A 19,421-nucleotide genomic window follows, 5' to 3' on the forward strand; every position below is an offset into this window, starting at 1 on the left:
CTCATTAATGTTTGAATTGTCTTTTTTGATAATGATCACAAAGCAGCTTCACGACTAGATTTGTAAAAAAGATAAGCAAAGACAGGATGAATATTTCATTGAATTTGGCAAAATGCTGAAGCTCTTTAATTTTACTGGCCACTAATGTAGTTTGGGCCGTGACCAAAAAGATGATTCCGCTGATCGTCACCATACTATTGATGAAATAGTAGCTGAACATCTCGATCACCGTAGATGCCGAATTTGGCAGAATGACACGATAGATTGTCCTGATCCAGCTATCCCCCAATAGATTCCCGGTGGTTTCCCAACCAGGGTTCATTTTGGATAAAGAGTTCTTCGCCATTAAATAGGGTGTTGTAAAGAAGTGGACAATGTTACATAGAATGATAATGGCAAAGGTCCCCTTCCAGCTGCTGCCGTTGAACAGCAGCAAATACGATAAGCCCAACACCATTCCCGGTACTGTATTCGTCAGCATCGAAATGACATCCATTGACGATTTCCCCTTAAGGGGCGTCCGGACATTCAAAACCGCAGAGCTAAAGGCGATGAACGTTCCCATTACAGCCGTCATCAAGGCAACGAATAAGGAGTTTTTATAAACTGACGTTAAATCGCCTGATTGGAATGTGTCGATAAAGTGCTTTAAGGTGAACGAGAGATCGTAAGGGAAACTAGTTAAAAATGGTGCAATGAACATGACCGCAAATACAGAAAACATCCCTATCAAGACCAGCAGCGAGATTCCCCCAAAACATATATCCCTTCCTATGTGCTTCGTCAATTCGATATCGCTGAACTTGTCATAATGAAAATTAAGTTTTTCCAGATAGTTTAATAGAAAAACACTGAATACTACCGGAATGAGCATGAGAATGGCAATCACTGCACCATTATTGAAATCAGGGATTGAACCTAGCATGACTTGATAAAGCTGCGTCGCAACGACGGAGTAGGTCCCGCCTACTGAAGCCGGTATCCCAAAGTCGGTGAAACTCAAGATGAAGGAAAGTACAAAAGCTCCACCCAAAGTTCCCGACAATGGCCGTATGATCGTATTCATGAAACTTCTTATCGTTCCGTCACCCATTAATTTTGAAACGATGATGAACTTTTTATCCATGTACTTGAAGGAATTATTAATGAGAAGAAAAGCTGATGGCAATGTATAGATCACATAACCTATCAATAATCCATTAAATCCGTATATATCGAATAAATTCCTTCCAAAAATCTTCGTTATGATTCCTTGATTGCCGAAAGAGTAGATAATCGCAAACCCGAACGTGATCGTCGGAAGCAGCATCGGAATAAGGATCCCGGTTTTAATTACACTTTTTAATGGCCTATATAATCGGGTGCAATGGATGGAATAGGCCAGGAAAAAGGCTAAAACGGTCGTAATGACGGCTGTGAGCCCTGAGATTTTCACGCTGTTTCCAAATGACATCATCAGCTCTGCATTTGAAAGGACCGTTAGATAATTCGAGAGATCGATTCCATCAGCCGTTTCAAAAGAACGGACGAACAATATCCCAAGCGGCAAGAAAAGAAAAGCGGCAAATAGCAGTAAGATAGGTATATAAATGACTCTCATTGCCGGTTTTACATCAGGCATACTTTTCACCGAATAACTTGTAAATATTTTCTCTCTTGATCTCCAGTTGTTTAAGAATGAATTCCTTCACAAAATCATTGGCTGGCTGATTGATGATTTCTTGAGGCGATCCAAATTGAGAAATACTCCCTTGATTAATGATCAAAATCTTATCGGACATCGTCAAAGCCTCTTCCGGGTCATGTGTCACTATGATTGTCGTCAGCTTAAATTCTCGGGCGATGGATTTGATGCGTTCCTTTATCGATTCCTTGATCACACCATCCAAAGCACTCAGCGGCTCATCAAGTAATAGGATCTTCGGTTTCATTACAAGAGTCCTTGCGATCGAAACCCTTTGTTTCTGACCCCCGGATAATTCGCTGATCCTTTTTTTCAAATGCGGCGTTAATTCCAGGAAATCAATGTATTCCTGAAGCTCTTCCTTGGAAACGGATCCCTTCCTGTTCCTCAATCCATAAACGATATTTTCATAGGCATTCAAATGCGGGAAAAGAGCATAATCCTGGAAAACGATATTAAATCCCCGGTCTTTCATGGGCACGTTACTCAAATCGGTATCATTGAAAATGATTTTTCCATGATTGATACCCGTCAAGCCCAAAATTATATGCAATAAAGTAGTTTTGCCGCTTCCACTTGGTCCTAATAGTGAAACGATCTCCCCCGCTTTAATTTCAAGATTTATATTATCCAAAACTGATTTTCCATCGAATTGCTTGCTAATATTTTGTAATTTTAGCAAACCGTTCACCTCCTTTAATACACCCTTAGTATAAAAGCCCTTTGTAAAACGAATTTGAGATTTTTGTAAATACTCTGTAAATATTGAACACTTTATTACCAACTTAATACTAACTTTTGACTAACTATTGATATTTTTATCATCTATATGTTGAATATGTTCGCGGTAAACAGTACACTTAAACTGAATATCAGGAAGATAGATATGAAGAATAGGCGGGTGTAACTTATGCTTCCTCTTGAAAGGCAAAAGAAGATCATCGAGTTATTAACGATTAGAAAAGTTATGAAGATTGCCGAGCTTACTGAAGAAATGCAAGTTTCCATCGAAACCATCAGAAGGGATATTAACCTTCTTACAAGGCAAGGAAAAATTGAAAAGATCTATGGCGGCGTTAAGCTGGTTCAATCGAAGTTTGGAGAATCGACGATAGATGAACGGATGTTCAGTCAATTAGAAGAAAAGGAATCCATCGCCCAAAAATGCAGTGAGTATATCGACGATGGTGATTGCATTTATATCGATAGTGGTTCGACAACCTATCAAATCGCTAAATATATAAAACAGAAAAAGAAACTGACCGTGATAACCAGTTCGATTCCCGTTGTAAATGAGCTCATTCATAGCGATATCGAGATATTGATCATTGGCGGGAAAGTCAGGCGAAATGAACAATCCATTGTTGCATTTGACTACTTATTCAACTTTAGTGAATTGAATATTTCAAAAGCATTCATTTGTGCGAGTGGCATAACCGTTGAAAAAGGCATATCCGACTATAATTTAGAAGAAGCGAACACACGAAAAAAAATCATCGATCTATCCCAAGAAGTCTATGTAGCCGCTGACAGCACAAAGTTCGGGAAAGACGTGACCATCGGGATATCATCACTGGATAAAATCGATTACATCATAACGGACGATCATCTGCATAAAGATTTCATCTCTTCGTTTAAAGAGACCGCAACACATTTGATTCTTTCTTAAATACAAGAAAGAAACGGGAACTATACAATAGTATAATTCCCGTTTTTCAGATTCGGCGAATGCCAAGTGTATTCGGAATAAAGGACGTTTAACCAGTCTAATTTTAGCGATCACCTTCGGGAAATCAATAACTGCCGGACTAAATGATGTTCAGGAACCAATTAGCCCAAAGCGTCACCTTCATCACAACGTTGATTTCTACTCCAGGCACTCGCTTTCCGCGGGCGATCCGGGAGCCTCCTCGGCGCTTTTGCGCCTGTGGGGTCTCCCCTGGACTCGCTTTTCCCGCAGGAGTCTCGCGCCTTCCGTTCCAATCAACTGGAACGTGTTTTAAAAGAAAAAACTGCAGGCTGGTCTTATTCCGAATTATGTTTAAGACTAGTTTATCTTTCATGTTTTATTCCTGTACTCCTTAATGGATGAAAGAAATTTGCGACACTCCTGCCGAATAACTGGCTAGCCGAGACCCCACAGACGCTTGCGTCGAGGAGGCTTGGCAGACAGTCGGCGGAAAGGGAGCGGATTTCTGAAATCAACTGCAACTTGAAATAAAAAAACTGTGTCCTCCATCAATGGAGAGTGAAACTCAGGCTAATTTCTGGTTTTGACTCTGACCGGGTCCGGCGATTCCCATAAAGTTGAGCCTAGTACCTCAATTAAAATTCCTTTCATGCTGAAGGAGCCATTCCTTTCTCCATAAGCCACCCGCGTAACCAGTTAATTTCCCATTTGAACCTATTATTCGATGACAAGGAATCACGATGCTTAACTTATTTCTGCCATTAGCGCTCCCTACTGCCCTAATGGCTTTTTCATTACCGATTGAAACGGCGATGTCTTTATAGGAACCCGTGTTAGCGTACAGGATTCCTGTTAAAGCGTTCCACACGTTTTTTTGGAAGATGGTCCCTTCAAGTATATAAGGAAATGTAAATTCCCTGCGTTCACCTTTGAAATACTCATCAAGCTGACTAAAGCACTCCACCAAAACCTTGGGCGTTTGATCTTGCATAATATTTATCTCTGTATCCCTTACAGCAAACATTATGGAACAGATGGCCTCATTCGTTCCTGATATCTCGATAACTCCAATCGGCGATTCATAATCTAATTTATATAATTCAGTCATATAAGGACCTCCATTTCTGTATATGTGGATTACACTCGATTCTTAAGATTCATGTTGCGATATTCACTCGGAGAACAATTTTTCAATCGGCGAAATACCTTATAAAAGTTTGAAGGGCTTTGGAAACCCACTTCAAGGCAAATCTCAAGATTCGTTCGACTTGTGCTTGTTAGAAGGTATGCCGCTTTATCCACTCTGATTTTTTCCAAATAGGAACGGGGAGTTTCTAACGTTTCCTTTTTGAATAGCCGCTCCAGATAATAGGAACTTACACCGACATGATTGGCAATATCCTTTAATTCCACTTTTTGATTATACTGATTTACCAAGAAAGCGATGACATCTCTGACAAGTCCCATCTTCGGGGAATCATCAACTTCCGGTTGGCATCTTTTGCAAGCACGGAAACCAGCCTTTTCGACTTCATCGATGTCATGATAGAATTTCACATTTATTTTTTTCGGCTTCCTTGACCTGCATGAAGGGCGGCAGTATATTTTAGTTGTCTTTACTGCCGTAAAGAATAATCCGTCATATTTTGGGTCGCAGTCAATGATCTTCTCCCACATTTCTTCAAAAGAAAGATTTATAGCAACAGCCATTATACTCCCGCATCCTTTCACGTTTTAGTTCCCATATAAATGTGAGGTGTCATTTAGCTCTACTATTCGTGCTGTATCTTGTTCTAATAAAGCAATGATTTTATCAGATAGGGCATTTCCGAAACTGAATCGTTTCACTCCTAATCCTTCAAGCTCCTTACCATTCGTTAATCTAGGCAAAGATAATACATTAAGGGGAGCATCTATATTCAAAGTGATTTCCTTTATTTCATCATGCTTCGTTAATCCAGGGATGAATATTCCGCTGGCACCACTCTCCACATACGCTTTTGCCCGCTCTACTGTTTCCGGGAAAGGATTTTCTTTTTGAAAATAAGTATCTGTTCTAGCATTGATGTAAAAACCTTCATACCCATTATAATCCAACGCTACTCTTATTTTTAATAGTAGGCTGCAGTGTTGAGATATATCTCTTAGACCTTTTTGTTTTTTGAGCGAATCCTCAATATTGATCCCGGCTACACCGACGTCTGCCGTCCTTAACACATTATCGACAATCTTTTCTTCGGTTTCACCATAGCCTGATTCAATGTCCGCAGTGACGGGAATTTTCACATTATCCGTAATTAGTTTAATGATACCTAAATGTCTTTCAAAATCAATCAATTCGCCATCGGAATAACCAAGGGAGTTGGCAATTCCCCAGCTTGTCGTTCCAATCGCCTTGAATCCTGATTTCTCGAGAATCAAGGCCGATAATAGATCCCAGGCGTTCCCCAATATCAACAGGTCCTTCGAAAAGTGTAATTCATTGAATTCCTTAATGTTAGTCATTATAGTTGCTCCTAAAATTTATTTATCCTCATTTTAACAATCACCCCAGCTCCAAATCGTCCTCATTCTTGCTCTTATGGTCCATTCAAACAATGATTGTGCTGGATTCCCGTTTAACGGTTCCAGACAAATAAAAAAAATGCCCATTCATACCAGGGCATTTTGATGATCAATTTATTAATTTACAAATAGATATAACTTCCTATGATATTCCTCAAATGCCTGCTGGTCCTTTTCCGTGTAGTCCATCCACTTCACTTTCTTGCATCTTTCCTCTAATCTCTCATTCAGTTCATCTTCTATTTCATTCATGAAACGAATGATTTCCCCATAAGGCATATTGAAATGACGGGCTGCGAGCCTGGGCGGAGAATGCTTTACCAGCAATCTCATGAATTGATCGACCGTGTCCGCCTTCGATGCAAGATAATCTTCTTCGTTCACGATGAATTCATACACTTGTTTTTTGACGCCAGAAAGTCTGGTTACTTCGTCGCGCAATAAAAACTCCATTAATCTTTCGTTCATATGGCTCTACCTCGAATTGGTTTATATTTAAATCCTTTTAGATATGTATGAAAAGTCTGTACTGCCCGATACCTCATTATGACATCGTAACCGCAAGCCATCAAGCAATTCCTGTATCAATACACAAAGCGTAATTGTTACGATTTACGATCCGTTTTAAGTAAAATAACATGTATATGCTTTAAAAGTCAACGTTCGTGTTGTGTGCATAGTAAGCATCCTGTATTGGCAAAATATGAGCATGAACAAATGGAAAAGCTCTTTATTAATTTTGTATAGGTAAAGAGAATAATTTTGTTAAAATTTGATATAATAAATGTAATATTTAGTCAATTAGTATCTTTTCCTAGAATTTGCTTTTGCAAAGGGGTAGAATGAATCTAATGACATCTTATTTTTTCTAAATGTTTCCGAGGAGTTATAGGGTGGGTATAGCAAGTACATAGTGACAGCTGAAATGCTGTCCGACATATCGGTTGTTTTCATTTGTTCAAAATAACAATGAAAAGAATAAGGAGTGATTTTTTGAAACCTTCAACAAATCGCATGTTAACCCGTATTAAATCCGTTTATATGTTCATTAGTAATAACGGTACGGTTTCTACTCAAGAGCTTGTAGAAGAATTTGGCATCACTCCTCGAACTGTGCAGCGCGATTTAAATGTCTTAGCATACAATGACCTTGTTCAAAGCCCAAGCCGAGGCCTTTGGACGACAACAAGTAAAAAGGTGAAGATGTCATCGTAAAAAGAACGACCACCCGAACAAGATCGATATGTAAAATACTTTGAGGAGGACAATATTGTCCGCCTCATTTTTTGTATCCTGCTATCATTCAGTCGGTTGGCCTGCCTTTAACTGTTCAAGCTCCTCCGCCGTCAACTCACGGTATTCACCAAGCTCAAGTTCCTCATCAAGCTGTAAACTCCCCATGGAAAGACGCTTTAGGTAGACGACACGTTTGCCAACGGCCTCAAACATCCGCTTCACCTGATGGAACTTTCCTTCCATGATCGTTAGCTCGATATCCGATGTCAGACCTGATTTTAAAATGTTCAATTCACCTGGTTTTGTTTCGTATCCATCATCCAAGGTCACGCCGTTGCGGAATGCCTCGATATCCCGTTCAGTCACTTCGCCATCAATGACCGCAAAATATGTTTTAGGGACATGTTTCTTTGGAGAAAGCAGTTGGTGGGCAAGCTTTCCGTCATTCGTGATCAGCAATAAACCTTCCGTGTCCTTATCAAGACGGCCTACAGGAAATGGCTCGAATACCGAATCTTCGGGCTCCAAGATGTCGATGACCGTTTCTTGATAGTTGTCTTCCGTTGCCGACAATACGCCTGGCGGTTTATTCATCATTAAATATATGAATTCCCTGTATTCAACCCGTTCACCATGAACCGTAACGATTTCCGTATCAGGGTCCACTTGTTCCTTCGGGTCCTTAAGCAGTCTGTCATTGACCTTGACGGCGCCGGATTTCAGGAGTTTTTTCACTTCTTTCCTGCTGCCATAACCAATATTGGATAAAATCTTATCTATTCTCATCGTTTCCTCCTAAAGCCTTTTTCAGTAAAAAGCCTTGCCCACTTTAATGACAGGCAAGGCCAATATATTTTAATCTGGGGATTCACCATTCAATACCCTTTATTTTACACATCAAACTTCCAGCTTATAATCCTAATTTAGCTTTTAACCGATCGATCCGGGTACCGAACAAACGATGGGCAAGTTTGCTTTTCAAGGAAAGCGCCGCATAAATGAGCGCTCCAAAAATTGCACAAACGGCCACGATCAAAATCGCCTGGAATCGCCCTTCCGTTGTAAGCCACAGCGATAATAAACTGTTCATGCCCCATGCAGCCAGTCCCATGATAATTGAAAAAACAGTGATCAAAACAGATCTTCTGATGGTAAGGCTGTAACGATATCCAGTAAAGTAGGTGATGACATACAAATTCAGCAGCACAGCAGCCAAGTAGCCGAATGCCGTGGCATAAACGGATCCTTCCGTTTCAAACAACTTGATCATCGGAATATTCAAGCTCAATTTGATTAAAAAGCCCACAAGCAGGCTGAGCACCGTATATTTTTGCTGATTGATGCCTTGTAAAATGGCCGCCGAAACGGAAAAAAGCGCAAATAAGATGGAAACGGGCGCATATGCCTTCAGGACACTGATTCCAAGTGGATCATGGCTGTAAAAGGCACTATAGATTGGATCGGCTAGCACCGACATGCCAACGACAGCTGGAATCGTAATGAACAACAAAATTTGGAAGGCTTGGTTCAGCTGGCGGTTTAACTCTTCCGAATCCTCACTTACATATGCCTTCGTCACCGAGGGCAGAAGCGCCATTGAAAATCCGGTTGCAAGCGTCATCGGAATCAAGACAAGCTTCTGGGCATATACATTCAACACCCCAAGTGCATCCTCAGCAACATGCTGCAAACCGATTGAAGACATCGCCTTATTGAAAGATAGCAAGTCCGCAAACTGAAACAATGGCATCGCGATTCCGACAAATATGAAAGGAATCGACGAAAGAAATATTTCTTTATAGATCTCCTTCAGGGAAATTTCCATCGTCCCCCGGTCTTTCTTCATCAAGCTGTCCAAATGGGGTTTTTGTTTTTTCCAATACCAAAATAACACCACTAAACCGCCGACAGCCCCGACCGTCGCCGCGAAAGTAGCTACTTGGATGGCTCTTACTAACTCTCCATCCATGACATTTAAAACAACATACACACCAGCCAAAAGGAACACGATGCGGACAATTTGTTCGATAACCTGAGATATGGCCGTTGGTTCCATCGCTTCATGACCTTGAAAGAAGCCGCGGATGATGCTCATGAACGGTACAAAAATCAAGGCGAAGCTGACTGCCCGTATGATCTCCGTGACATCACTGACATCTTCCTTCTTGACCCCAAAGACTCCAGTAAACAGCGGGGCCATCGTATAGAGAATCAAAAAAGCGAGAAAACCGGTGACAACCATTAATTTCAGGCTCGATTTAAATAACTTCTCACCAACGGCGTATTCCTCGAGCGCATTATACTTCGAAATGAATTTAGAAACAGCAAGCGGCATGCCTGCAGTTGCAAAGCTAATGAAAATGGTATATGGAACGTACCCATATTGATAGAGGGTAGCCCCTTTATTCCCAACCATATGTTCAAATGGGATGACGTAAAATAAACCAAGTATCTTGGATATGATCGCTCCCAGCGTTAATATAAAAGCCCCTTTTAAAAACTTAGATGACATCTAATCCCTTCCTGCCTCTGTCAGTTACGTTTCACACGCTCTTTATCTTATCATATTAAAGTATTTTTTCTATAGAAAACTACACTCAAGTTTATCGTTTTCGATGATAATACACAAACAAATAATTCCTTTTCTTCTACATTCGCAATCTGACGGGCTCTTGCTATATAATGAAGGGACTGAAAATGATAAAGTGGTGATCAATTTGAAATATGATGTAGTGGTAATTGGCGGCGGCCCTTCCGGATTGATGGCAGCAATTGCAGCCGGTGAAAAAGGTGCCCATGTCTTGTTAGTGGATAAAGGCGAGAAGCTTGGCAGGAAACTTGCAATCTCGGGCGGTGGACGCTGCAACGTGACGAACAGGCTCTCAATCGATGAAATCATTCAGCATATCCCTGGAAACGGGCGATTTCTATACAGTGCTTTCTCAGAGTTCAATAATGAGGACATTATTCAATTCTTTGAAAAATTGGGCGTGGCTCTAAAAGAAGAGGACCATGGACGGATGTTCCCTGTCAACGATAAAGCGCAAAGTGTCGTGGATGCCCTGCTGACGCGCCTATCGAATTTAAAAGTAACGATCTATAAGAACTCTCCAGTTGCGGAAGTTCTCTATGAACATGGAAAAACCAGCGGTGTCCGGTTAAAAGATGGCCAGACCTTTGACACGGATGCAGTTGTTATTGCAGTCGGCGGGAAATCAGTTCCCCACACCGGTTCAACGGGAGACGGCTACGCATGGGCTAAAAAGGCGGGACATACGATTACCGAGCTGTTCCCAACTGAAGTTCCCGTACTTAGCCATGAAACATTCATTAAAGATCGAACACTTCAAGGTCTTGCACTTCGCGATGTTTCATTGAGTGTCCTTAACCCAAAGGGCAAGGCCCTGATCACACACCGAATGGATATGCTCTTCACCCATTTTGGCGTCTCCGGTCCAGCTGTTCTAAGATGCAGCCAATTCGTCGTGAAAGCGATGAAAAAATGGAACCTGTCGGAAGTGACCATGAAACTCGATGCCCTGCCGGACCGAAACAAGGAAGAGGTTTTTCAAGATATCATGAAGGAAATCAAAGCCGAACCGAAAAAAGCCATTAAAAACACCTTAAAAGGCTTAGTTCCTGAACGATACCTTCACTTCCTGCTTGAGCGAAGCGGCATCGACCTTCAAGAACAAGGAGCGACGATATCAAATGAAAAAATCCGCCGTTTTGCAGAATTATGCAAGGACTTCCAATTCGGAGTGCACGGCACCCAGCCGCTGGAAAAAGCCTTCGTCACGGGCGGCGGCGTATCCGTCAAAGAAATACATCCAAAGGAAATGGCATCCAAACTAATGGACGGACTGTATTTCTGCGGTGAAATTCTGGATATACACGGATACACAGGCGGCTATAATATCACATCGGCATTAGTAACCGGCAGACTCGCCGGAATGAATGCTGCCATGTATGCCCGTTCATAATTCGTAAAAGAGGCTGATCCGCTTGGATCAGCCTCTTTAATGCGATTTCGTAAGCCTTCACATCCATTCGGTGTTTGTTAGGCAATAATTCAGGTGTTGGCGCCGGCTTTTCAGCCGTTGGTACAGTTTATTCGACCGTCCACACTTTTTATTCGACCGTTCTCATACTTAATTCGACCGTTGGCGCATTTTTTCGACCTACATGGAACTTAATTCGGCCACTCTCTCAATTATTTCGGCCGCCGCCTATTTTATCCGGCTTTCCGTTTAAAACATTTCTGGATGATGGCGAAAAGCTTCGAGATCAATGGTATTCCGTTCCGTGAATGTGACGCCTTCACTCTCGAGCATCGCCTTCTGGTGTTCTGCGGCGCCCTCCGCTTTTATGCCGATTTCTCCTTTGGCATTGATTACCCGGTGCCAAGGAAGGTCATGATTTTTGCTGCTTGAATGAAGGATCCTTACGACCTGCCTTGCACCGCGCGGACTTCCGGCGAGCTGTCCAATTTGACCATATGTCATCACTTTACCGGAAGGGATTTGTCGTATGATATTAATTACCCGTTCAGTAAAACTTTCCAAATAACTTGCCCCTTCCATTCTATCCGTTTGCTAAAATCGTGATTTTTTCATCGGTTATCAGGACCCCATGATGCTTGATCAAGTTTGTCCTAAGCTCGGCAGGCACTCTGCAGTCATCGTACGCACAAACCGAAATCAATCCTCGTTCCTTGATCAGTTTGTCGATTCCTTTTTCATATTCGCCTATCGCAAAGCAGGCTTGATCGTCATGGCCCCATTCAACATGACCCCAAGTCCGCACGTGCTGATTGCGTTCAGTGTATGAATCGATATTTTCCAAGAAATAATTAACCATCGTCGAAGGATGGAAGTCTCCATGAAAGCAATAAAAATCAAAATTATTCATAAGATGCACTTGCTCCAATTGCTCCTCATTTAAATGAAGCTGCAATTTCTTGTACACGAAAGGAAAAATACGGTCATTTTCGACGACCAGAATATGGTCTCCCTGTTCAACACCGGCAATGATGAATGTTGCCTCATTTTCAATGTATGACTCCAATTCATTAAAACAGTATAAGATATGTCCACCATCCGATTGCTGTAGATTTTCTATTAGTTGTTTCATATTGTAATCCAAAATGGATCTCTCCTTTAAATACACCAGTCCGCTCTATGTATTATGTATAACTTTACCCATTATCTCCGTATTTGTAAAATTCACAGAAAAATATAATCAGTTTTTCTTAATGACATCTGTTATGATCGGGAATTTAGTTGAATCGAATTGAGGCTGCTTTTAGTCCACTCATTGAAAGACCAAGGCAGCCCATTTCAGCAAACTCCGTTCTATGCATTTTCCCTTAGTATGTTCACCCTTAAATTACGGGATAATACGGCACATAGCGCGGGTTATAATAATATGGCGGTCTCGGTCCTATAAGCGGCAATTCAAAGGTATTTGGGTTGGAATCATATAACAACTCCACCTTTTCATCAGATTGATCGACCAATAACAATTTCACTTCTTCGCTATAATAATATGGCATATAGAGGCCTCCAAAAACTATTTTTCTACACTCCAGCATATTCTAGCTGTACGGCAACGAGCCCGTACCCATACATGTTCTTCATGCACGGCATATACCTGATCGTCATAGAGTAATCCGACTAAATTCTTTTTTAGGAGGACCCCTCATGGCAGAAGATAAGAAAAAGAAATCATCCGGTAAAAGCTATCCCATGCATCCGAATTTTGGAAAGATCACCCGTTATCAAGACGTACCCATCACGGTTCCGGAGCAACGGCAATTTCGCCAGCCTGGTGTAGAAAAATTAATGGTGCCCCGGCCCATCATCGAAAATCCCAATTATAAGGGCAGTGGGAAATTAACAGGTAAAGTCGCATTGATAACTGGCGGAGACAGTGGAATTGGCGCTGCAGCTGCCATCGCTTTTGCTAAAGAAGGCGCAGATGTTTCTATCGCTTATCTGGATGAACATGAGGATGCCAATCGGACTAAAACGAGAATTGAAGAGCTTGGACAACGTTGCTTACTGCTGCCTGGTGACTTAAGGGATAAACAGCAATGTATCAAAATCGTGGAAGACACCATCGAAACATTTGGAAAGCTCAATATTCTTTGTAACCACGTGGGTATTCAATTTCAGCAATTAAGCTTGCTCGATATTACGGATGAGCAATTCGATGATACATTTAAAGTGAATATCTATTCCCACTTCTATACGACCCGTGCTGCCCTTCCCCATTTAAAAGCCGGGGCCTCCATCATTAATACATCTTCTGTCGTGACGTTTAACGGGAATAAGCAATTAATTGATTACACGGCGACTAAAGGGGCCAACATTGGTTTTACCCGTGCCTTGGCAAACAGTCTTGTCGATCAAGGCATCCGGGTGAACGCCGTTGCGCCCGGAAGGTTTTGGACCCCCCTCATCCCGGCAAGTTTCTCGGCAGACGAAGTGACACAAGTCGATAACCCGATGGAGCGTCAAGGCCAGCCATTTGAACTGGCTCCCACCTTTGTCTATCTCGCTTCTGATGATTCCCGTTTTGTGACAGGACAAACACTTCATGTCAACGGCGGGGAAGCGACATCGTCCTAATTTCCACATCGTATATGCCCCCTTCCCAGGAAGTCAAGACGGAAAAAAGACTACCTTTGATTGCCCGCAAGCAAGCAATAGGTAGTCTAATATTGATTATAGGGCCAGCCGGCCTTTATTTTTTTTTATAGATGATCATCGCACTAAAACAGTAGATCTGTTCCTCTTCCTCTTCACCTGTAGTGGCGACATTGTATTTGATATCGACGATTTGATTATCACGAATATCTTCAAGGAAAAAGTTCATTTCATCCTCAAGATCCTTTTCATGCTCATAATCAAATAATTTGACTTGTATCATCGGCTCTCCCCGCCCTTTTACTATAATGATAGTTATTGTGCAGGATGCCCATTTTTCAAAAATCTTATACTTGATTTGTTTGTAAAGCGGATATTAATGCAACCACTTCATCCCCGACTTCTTCTGTAGAAGCTGTCCCGCCCATATCAGGGGTTAGCGCCTTTTTATCGACCATCACCTGTTCGATCACGTCCAACACTTTAGCACCCCAAACCTCATGCCCAAAGAAATCGAGAATCTGACTGGCGGACCATATGGCCGCAAGTGGATTGGCGATGCCTTGATGTGCTATATCCGGGGCTGAACCATGGATCGGTTCGAACATCGAAGGATAAATCCGTTCCGGGTTTAAATTGGCACCGGCCGCCAGTCCCATCCCCCCTGCAATCGCAGCACCTAAATCGGTGATGATGTCACCAAACAAATTGGAGGTGACAACGATTTGAAACCGTTCGGGCTGCTTGACAAAATACATGCTCGCCGCATCGACCAGATAGGAATTCGTTTCTACATCCGGAAACTCCTGTCCAATTTCTTCAAAAACCTGATCCCAAAAAACCATTGAATAATTCAATGCGTTCGCCTTGCTTATACTCGTTAGCGTCCTGCCCGTCTTACGTGCAAGTTCATACGCATAACGGATGATCCTTTCCGTCCCTTTTCTTGAAAAGACCCCCGTCTGCAGGACGACTTCTTCCGGCTTGCCTTTAAAAAGCCAATCACCGGCACCGGAATATTCCCCTTCACTGTTTTCACGTATGACAACCATATCGATTTGGTCACGAGTCACGTCTTTTAATGGACAGGGTGCACCTTGAAGCAATTTAACGGGTCGAACATTCACATATTGGTCAAATCCCTTTCTGATTTTCAGCAGAAGTTCACGTAAAGAAATATGGTCCGGGACACCAGGATAACCGACTGCCCCAAGATACACAGCGTCAAACTTCATCAGTTGTTCAAGTCCGTCGTCGGGCAGCATTTTGCCGTGCTCAAGATAATATTCACAGCCCCATGGAAAATAGGTGAACTGGAAAGAAAAATCTCCGGCAATTGAAGCCACTTCTTTAAGGACCTTTACACCCTCATCAATCACCTCAGGGCCAATCCCGTCACCCGCAATGACCGCTATTTTATGAACATTCATTATCCAACTCTCCTTTTTCTATATTTTCTGACTTCAGCACCCTAATTTTAACATATAACTTTTGCGTCCCCGTAAGGAGAGGTTCATACAGAAAAAAGAGCCCTTTCAGATGAAAGGACTCTTTTTTTCACGCCTTCAAATATGCGCGTCTTCCGCATATTCACGGCATTGTGAACAAAACCATGATCTTTTTTCTTTCTTCATTCAAATAAACCGTCACATTCCTGGATTTACGCTTACAAAAGTAACAGGTCTTTTTGAGGAACCTCACTTAACGATGACTTCGCCGTCCCATTCAAGCATTCCGCCAACCATGTTTGCCACTTTATATCCTTGTTCCTGAAGATAATGGCATACATTTTCACTGCGGCGTCCTGAACGGCAGATAAAAATATATTCTTTTTCTTTATCAAAATAGTCAAGGTTTGCCGGGATATCATTCATGCGAATATGTTTCGCGCCTTCGATCATTCCCTCTTGCACTTCTTCGTCTTCACGAACATCGATAAGTTCCATCGCTTCTCCTGCCTCAAGCTTAGCTTCCACTTCTTCAGTTGTAATGATTTTGATTTCTTCCATAATTAGCACCTCGAATTATCGTTTGATTTATCTTTTTCATTATAGCAAAATTTCCAGTTAAACATCACGTAATGGATTTCCTGATGAAAATTCCCTCATGCCTGACTGTAAAAACGCCGGCGAATATAATATTCGCCAGCGTTTTAAAGCATGAATTCGTATTAATGCTTGAATCCCAGTTGATATTGTTCAGGTATCTCCGTTTTTTTATTCAAAGTCTTAGATGCTTCCAATGCCCAATAAGGGTTTCGCAGCATTCCTCTGCCGACGGCAACCAAATCTGCTTCTTCATTGCCAATGATTGAATTTGCAAGAATCGGATCATCTAATCGACCTACAGCAATAACCGGAATATCCAAGGCATTTTTGATTTCCCTGGCCAACGGAGTTTGATAGCTAGCATGGGTACCAGGTCTTCCGTCTGCTCCAATCGGGCCTTCTCCTCCAGAGCTTACATGGAACATATCGACGCCTGCTTCTTTAAAGACTTGTGAAAATGCAATACTTTCTTCAATACCATATCCGCCTTCAACGTATTCTTTTGCAGAAATGCGCATGATTAAAGGCATGTCGGCAGGCATTTCACTTTTCACTGCTTTAATGACTTCCACTCCGAATTTTGTCAGGTCTTTTCCATATTCGTCATCGCGTTTATTCGTAAGCGGTGATGTGAATTGGTGGATTAAATACCCGTGAGCACCATGTAATTCAATTACGTCAAATCCTGCTGTAACAGCCCTTCTGGCCGATGCCCGGAATTTATCGACCATTTCCTTCACTTCTTCCGTTTCTAAAGCTCTTGGTGTTTTGTACGTTTCGTCAAACGAAATGGCTGATGGTGCCACCGGAGTTTCGGCATCCTCCGCTTTACGGCCTGCATGGGCAATTTGTATCCCGATTTTTGCACCGTATTGATGTACTTCCTTAACGATGTTGGAGAAAGCTCCAATTTGGTCATCGGACCATAATCCAAGATCCCGATTCGAAATGCGCCCATCAGGCTCCACATCGGTCATTTCAACTATAATTAACCCCGTGCCGCCAACTGCCCTGCTTACATAATGCTGCTGATGCCAGTTTGTTGGTATACCATCTTCCGCTTCGACGGAGTATTGGCACATCGGCGGCATGACGATTCTATTTTTAAGTTCAAGTTCTTTTATTCGATAAGGTGAAAATAAATCATTCATAATTTTTTATCTCCTTTTTTATAAAATGTATGCACATGCATTTATATCACCTCAGTAATACCGTGTCAACTAATCAGATTCCCGAAGCTGTCATTGTAAATGCCGATGCGGTAATCCAATTAAAAAAGGAAGGACGGATATCCGTCCCTCTCCTTCATACTTAATTAAAAGTCAAAATTATCAGGATCTGGACCAACACGGTGATTCTGATTCAATCCATCAATTTGGTTCATTTCCTCTTCGGTCAATTCGAAATCGAATACAGTTGAGTTTTCGACAATACGATGTTCTTTAGTTGATTTCGGAATCGTTACAATCCCATTTTGTAAATCCCAGCGTAAAATGACTTGTGCAACAGATTTGCCATGCTTGGTTGCAATAGCTTGTAAAACCTCATTATCAAGAAGTTCACCTTGCATCAAAGGAGACCATGCTTCAAGTTGTATTCCTTGTTCCTTACAGAATGCCTGAACTTCTTTTTGAGTTAAACGCGGATGGCATTCCACTTGATTGACCATCGGCTTCACTTCTGCATCTTCCATTAAATCTTTTAGGTGGTGAATCTGGAAATTGCTCACACCGATCGCTTTCACTTTTCCTTCTTTATATAGAGTTTCCAACGCTCTCCAAGCTTCTTTATATTTTCCTTCCACTGGCCAATGGATAAGATATAAATCCAGGTACTCCAAGCCAAGTTTCTGTAAGCTTTTTTCGTAAGCTGCAATTGTCGATTCATAGCCTAAATCGGCATTCCAGACTTTGGATGTTACGAATAAGTCTTCCCTTGAGATTCCAGCTTCTTTTAAGCCCTCACGAATCCCTTGTCCAACCCCTTCTTCATTTTCATAGATGGCAGCCGTATCGATGCTGCGATAACCATGTTTAATGGCCACTTTAACTGCATTTACCAGCTCCGGTCCTTCTTCCACCTTAAATACGCCCAATCCGAACCAAGGCATTTTGACGCCGTTATGCAATGTAGTTGTATCTTGTAAGTTTTTCACCATAATACTCTACCTCCAAATGATTGTTTTTATAGATTGTAATGCGCTTTTAGTATCAGTATCATTACATCCCTTCAAGGAACCTTCCATCATTCGCTGAAGGGATGCAATGATACTTATGTTATCGATACTCTATACGCATGCATGCTTTTTCTAACATGCATCACTTTTTTAATCCTATGCTATCTTGTCCGTTCCCTTGGTCCGGTCTTTACTTTCCAAGGCCCGGCTCCAGCCTGTTAAAATCACTGCTGCAAACACCATGACTCCACCAATCCACGCTGTATGGATCAATCCGATCGAATCGGTAATCACCCCTCCTAAGTAGGCACCAATGGCGATTCCCGCATTGAAGGCGGCAATATTGATGGCTGACGCCACGTCCACTGCACTCGGCACGAAACGCTCCGCTAACATGACGACATACACTTGAAGCCCTGGAACATTCATGAATGCAAACAATCCCATTAAAATGATCGTAATTAAACCAGCTATCTTAAACGGTGCCGTGAAGGTCAAGACCACCAGTACAATGGCTTGTATAAGAAACATATAGAATAGGGCATTAATAGGATTGCGATTGGCCAATTTCCCGCCGAGAGTATTCCCTATCGCTATGGCTACTCCATATACTAGCAAAATCAAGGCCACAGTTCCTTCTTTAAACCCTGTTACTTCCTGAAGTAATGGCGACAGGTACGTGAAGACAACGAATGTACCTCCGTATCCTAACGCTGTAATGATGAATACTAACAGCAAACGTCCATTCGTCACCAATTTGATTTGGTCACGGAACGTGGTCCGTGCAGCTTTTCTTAAATCGGATGGGACAAGGATGCCATTTCCGATGAAAGCGATCAGGCCGATTGCCACAATGATGATGAAAGCGAATCTCCAGCCGAATTGCTGCCCGATGAAGGTTCCAAACGGAACTCCGGTCACCGTTGCCACCGTTAGACCTGTGAACATGATGGCGATGGCACTCGCCCTGCGGTTTTCAGGGACCAAATCAGCCGCAATCGTAGCGCCGATCGACATGAAGATACCATGTGCAAGCGCTGAAATGACACGTGCGATCAATAATACACCGACCGTGGTCGCAGAAGCCGCCAATGCATTTCCGATAATGAACACGACCATTATCCAAAGCAATAAAGTCTTTCGCGACATATTCGATGTGAGGGATGTCAGGATAGGTGCCCCGAACATGACCCCCAAGGCGTATAGAGATACCGTCAATCCCGCCGTCGTGACTGTAATGTGTAAATCTTTAGAAATGAGTGGTAATAATCCCACGCTGATGAACTCAGTTGTTCCAATTGCAAAGGCGCTGATCGCTAAAGCGAGCAATGCCCATGTACTTCTATTTTTATTTGAAATCATATCCTCTTCT

At 42.2% G+C, this 19,421-nt stretch carries 21 protein-coding genes; 4 read left to right on the top strand and 17 right to left on the bottom strand.

All coding sequences use genetic code 11. The annotated features are described in order from the left end of the window. Positions 1 to 4: 4 nt before the first annotated feature. Together ABOA58_RS20545 and ABOA58_RS20550 are read right to left on the bottom strand one after the other, a co-directional pair. On the bottom strand, positions 5 to 1,621 hold the full coding sequence (locus ABOA58_RS20545) for an ABC transporter permease subunit (RefSeq protein ID WP_350299787.1): 1,617 nt from the start codon (positions 1,619 to 1,621) through the stop codon (positions 5 to 7). After that, positions 1,614 to 2,366 (bottom strand): ABC transporter ATP-binding protein, encoded by a 753-nt coding sequence (locus ABOA58_RS20550; RefSeq protein ID WP_350299788.1) that lies wholly within the window; start codon positions 2,364 to 2,366, stop codon positions 1,614 to 1,616. Before ABOA58_RS20550 ends, ABOA58_RS20545 begins: the two co-directional genes overlap by 8 nt. Positions 2,367 to 2,594: 228 nt before the next feature. Between ABOA58_RS20550 and ABOA58_RS20555 the strand changes: the two genes are divergently transcribed. Further along, complete coding sequence (locus tag ABOA58_RS20555) at positions 2,595 to 3,353, top strand: DeoR/GlpR family DNA-binding transcription regulator (RefSeq protein ID WP_350299789.1); 759 nt, start codon at positions 2,595 to 2,597, stop codon at positions 3,351 to 3,353. A 652-nt stretch (positions 3,354 to 4,005) separates the two neighbouring features. Here the strand turns inward: ABOA58_RS20555 and ABOA58_RS20560 are convergent. From ABOA58_RS20560 to ABOA58_RS20575, 4 genes are all read right to left on the bottom strand, one after another. After that, a complete protein-coding gene (locus ABOA58_RS20560; protein WP_350299790.1) occupies positions 4,006 to 4,482 on the bottom strand; it encodes a methylated-DNA--[protein]-cysteine S-methyltransferase in 477 nt (158 codons plus the stop codon). 29 nt (positions 4,483 to 4,511) lie between these two features. Then, positions 4,512 to 5,084, bottom strand: a complete 573-nt coding sequence (locus tag ABOA58_RS20565) for a bifunctional transcriptional activator/DNA repair enzyme AdaA (protein WP_350299791.1) — start codon at positions 5,082 to 5,084, stop codon at positions 4,512 to 4,514. Between the two features lie 24 nt (positions 5,085 to 5,108). Then, complete coding sequence (locus ABOA58_RS20570; RefSeq protein ID WP_350299792.1) at positions 5,109 to 5,879, bottom strand: isocitrate lyase/PEP mutase family protein; 771 nt, start codon at positions 5,877 to 5,879, stop codon at positions 5,109 to 5,111. Positions 5,880 to 6,056: 177 nt separating this feature from the next. Next, positions 6,057 to 6,407, bottom strand: a complete 351-nt coding sequence (locus tag ABOA58_RS20575) for a hypothetical protein (RefSeq protein WP_101223034.1) — start codon at positions 6,405 to 6,407, stop codon at positions 6,057 to 6,059. Between the two features lie 525 nt (positions 6,408 to 6,932). On the opposite strand from ABOA58_RS20575, the gene ABOA58_RS20580 reads away from it, so the two are divergent. Continuing rightward, entirely contained in the window at positions 6,933 to 7,154 is a 222-nt protein-coding gene (locus tag ABOA58_RS20580; RefSeq protein WP_034309346.1) for a DeoR family transcriptional regulator, read from the top strand. An 84-nt stretch (positions 7,155 to 7,238) separates the two neighbouring features. Here the strand turns inward: ABOA58_RS20580 and ABOA58_RS20585 are convergent, their stop codons facing one another. Together ABOA58_RS20585 and ABOA58_RS20590 are read right to left on the bottom strand one after the other, a co-directional pair. Next, the gene (locus ABOA58_RS20585) at positions 7,239 to 7,961 is read right to left on the bottom strand and encodes a pseudouridine synthase (protein WP_350299793.1); all 723 of its coding nucleotides are present in this window, start codon (positions 7,959 to 7,961) and stop codon (positions 7,239 to 7,241) included. A 124-nt stretch (positions 7,962 to 8,085) separates the two neighbouring features. Further along, positions 8,086 to 9,687, bottom strand: a complete 1,602-nt coding sequence (locus tag ABOA58_RS20590) for a putative polysaccharide biosynthesis protein (protein ID WP_350299794.1) — start codon at positions 9,685 to 9,687, stop codon at positions 8,086 to 8,088. 205 nt (positions 9,688 to 9,892) lie between these two features. Between ABOA58_RS20590 and ABOA58_RS20595 the strand changes: the two genes are divergently transcribed. Then, entirely contained in the window at positions 9,893 to 11,158 is a 1,266-nt protein-coding gene (locus ABOA58_RS20595) for an NAD(P)/FAD-dependent oxidoreductase (RefSeq protein WP_350299795.1), read from the top strand. 267 nt (positions 11,159 to 11,425) lie between these two features. On the opposite strand, the gene ABOA58_RS20600 is transcribed toward ABOA58_RS20595, so the two are convergent. The 3 genes from ABOA58_RS20600 to ABOA58_RS20610 all read right to left on the bottom strand — a co-directional run bounded on the left by ABOA58_RS20600 (position 11,426) and on the right by ABOA58_RS20610 (position 12,729). Then, positions 11,426 to 11,740, bottom strand: a complete 315-nt coding sequence (locus ABOA58_RS20600; RefSeq protein ID WP_350299796.1) for an MGMT family protein — start codon at positions 11,738 to 11,740, stop codon at positions 11,426 to 11,428. Positions 11,741 to 11,759: 19 nt separating this feature from the next. Beyond that, positions 11,760 to 12,320, bottom strand: a complete 561-nt coding sequence (locus tag ABOA58_RS20605; protein ID WP_350299797.1) for an MEDS domain-containing protein — start codon at positions 12,318 to 12,320, stop codon at positions 11,760 to 11,762. 238 nt (positions 12,321 to 12,558) lie between these two features. Continuing rightward, on the bottom strand, positions 12,559 to 12,729 hold the full coding sequence (locus ABOA58_RS20610; protein WP_170971649.1) for a hypothetical protein: 171 nt from the start codon (positions 12,727 to 12,729) through the stop codon (positions 12,559 to 12,561). A gap of 148 nt (positions 12,730 to 12,877) precedes the next feature. Between ABOA58_RS20610 and ABOA58_RS20615 the strand changes: the two genes are divergently transcribed. Further along, positions 12,878 to 13,807, top strand: a complete 930-nt coding sequence (locus ABOA58_RS20615) for an SDR family oxidoreductase (protein ID WP_350299798.1) — start codon at positions 12,878 to 12,880, stop codon at positions 13,805 to 13,807. Positions 13,808 to 13,922: 115 nt separating this feature from the next. Here the strand turns inward: ABOA58_RS20615 and ABOA58_RS20620 are convergent, their stop codons facing one another. The 6 genes from ABOA58_RS20620 to ABOA58_RS20645 form a co-directional block, all read right to left on the bottom strand. Then, positions 13,923 to 14,108 carry a sporulation protein Cse60 gene (locus tag ABOA58_RS20620; protein WP_048682016.1) on the bottom strand — a complete coding sequence of 62 codons (186 nt, stop codon included), beginning with the start codon at positions 14,106 to 14,108 and terminating at the stop codon, positions 13,923 to 13,925. Between the two features lie 64 nt (positions 14,109 to 14,172). Then, on the bottom strand, positions 14,173 to 15,255 hold the full coding sequence (locus ABOA58_RS20625; RefSeq protein WP_350299799.1) for a tartrate dehydrogenase: 1,083 nt from the start codon (positions 15,253 to 15,255) through the stop codon (positions 14,173 to 14,175). A 267-nt stretch (positions 15,256 to 15,522) separates the two neighbouring features. Then, on the bottom strand, positions 15,523 to 15,834 hold the full coding sequence (locus ABOA58_RS20630) for a rhodanese-like domain-containing protein (RefSeq protein ID WP_350299800.1): 312 nt from the start codon (positions 15,832 to 15,834) through the stop codon (positions 15,523 to 15,525). 161 nt (positions 15,835 to 15,995) lie between these two features. Further along, entirely contained in the window at positions 15,996 to 17,024 is a 1,029-nt protein-coding gene (locus ABOA58_RS20635; RefSeq protein ID WP_350299801.1) for an NADH:flavin oxidoreductase/NADH oxidase, read from the bottom strand. Positions 17,025 to 17,188: 164 nt separating this feature from the next. After that, on the bottom strand, positions 17,189 to 18,031 hold the full coding sequence (locus tag ABOA58_RS20640; protein ID WP_048681988.1) for an aldo/keto reductase: 843 nt from the start codon (positions 18,029 to 18,031) through the stop codon (positions 17,189 to 17,191). A gap of 174 nt (positions 18,032 to 18,205) precedes the next feature. Continuing rightward, positions 18,206 to 19,411, bottom strand: coding sequence for an MFS transporter (locus tag ABOA58_RS20645; RefSeq protein WP_289350663.1), 1,206 nt, complete (start codon positions 19,409 to 19,411; stop codon positions 18,206 to 18,208). Positions 19,412 to 19,421 lie beyond the last annotated feature (10 nt).

The sequence above is a fragment of the Peribacillus frigoritolerans genome (assembly GCF_040250305.1).
Lineage (GTDB): Bacteria > Bacillota > Bacilli > Bacillales > DSM-1321 > Peribacillus.

Excerpts from the sequence above, each read along its gene's own strand:
- ABOA58_RS20545 (WP_350299787.1), bottom strand. The coding sequence starts at position 1,621 with ATGCCTGATGTAAAACCGGCAATGAGAGTCATTTATATACCTATCTTA.
- ABOA58_RS20555 (WP_350299789.1), top strand. The coding sequence starts at position 2,595 with ATGCTTCCTCTTGAAAGGCAAAAGAAGATCATCGAGTTATTAACGATT.
- ABOA58_RS20560 (WP_350299790.1), bottom strand. The coding sequence starts at position 4,482 with ATGACTGAATTATATAAATTAGATTATGAATCGCCGATTGGAGTTATC.
- ABOA58_RS20565 (WP_350299791.1), bottom strand. The coding sequence starts at position 5,084 with ATGGCTGTTGCTATAAATCTTTCTTTTGAAGAAATGTGGGAGAAGATC.
- ABOA58_RS20570 (WP_350299792.1), bottom strand. The coding sequence starts at position 5,879 with ATGACTAACATTAAGGAATTCAATGAATTACACTTTTCGAAGGACCTG.
- ABOA58_RS20575 (WP_101223034.1), bottom strand. The coding sequence starts at position 6,407 with ATGAACGAAAGATTAATGGAGTTTTTATTGCGCGACGAAGTAACCAGA.
- ABOA58_RS20585 (WP_350299793.1), bottom strand. The coding sequence starts at position 7,961 with ATGAGAATAGATAAGATTTTATCCAATATTGGTTATGGCAGCAGGAAA.
- ABOA58_RS20590 (WP_350299794.1), bottom strand. The coding sequence starts at position 9,687 with ATGTCATCTAAGTTTTTAAAAGGGGCTTTTATATTAACGCTGGGAGCG.
- ABOA58_RS20610 (WP_170971649.1), bottom strand. The coding sequence starts at position 12,729 with ATGCCATATTATTATAGCGAAGAAGTGAAATTGTTATTGGTCGATCAA.
- ABOA58_RS20615 (WP_350299798.1), top strand. The coding sequence starts at position 12,878 with ATGGCAGAAGATAAGAAAAAGAAATCATCCGGTAAAAGCTATCCCATG.
- ABOA58_RS20620 (WP_048682016.1), bottom strand. The coding sequence starts at position 14,108 with ATGATACAAGTCAAATTATTTGATTATGAGCATGAAAAGGATCTTGAG.
- ABOA58_RS20625 (WP_350299799.1), bottom strand. The coding sequence starts at position 15,255 with ATGAATGTTCATAAAATAGCGGTCATTGCGGGTGACGGGATTGGCCCT.
- ABOA58_RS20630 (WP_350299800.1), bottom strand. The coding sequence starts at position 15,834 with ATGGAAGAAATCAAAATCATTACAACTGAAGAAGTGGAAGCTAAGCTT.
- ABOA58_RS20635 (WP_350299801.1), bottom strand. The coding sequence starts at position 17,024 with ATGAATGATTTATTTTCACCTTATCGAATAAAAGAACTTGAACTTAAA.
- ABOA58_RS20640 (WP_048681988.1), bottom strand. The coding sequence starts at position 18,031 with ATGGTGAAAAACTTACAAGATACAACTACATTGCATAACGGCGTCAAA.
- ABOA58_RS20645 (WP_289350663.1), bottom strand. The coding sequence starts at position 19,411 with ATGATTTCAAATAAAAATAGAAGTACATGGGCATTGCTCGCTTTAGCG.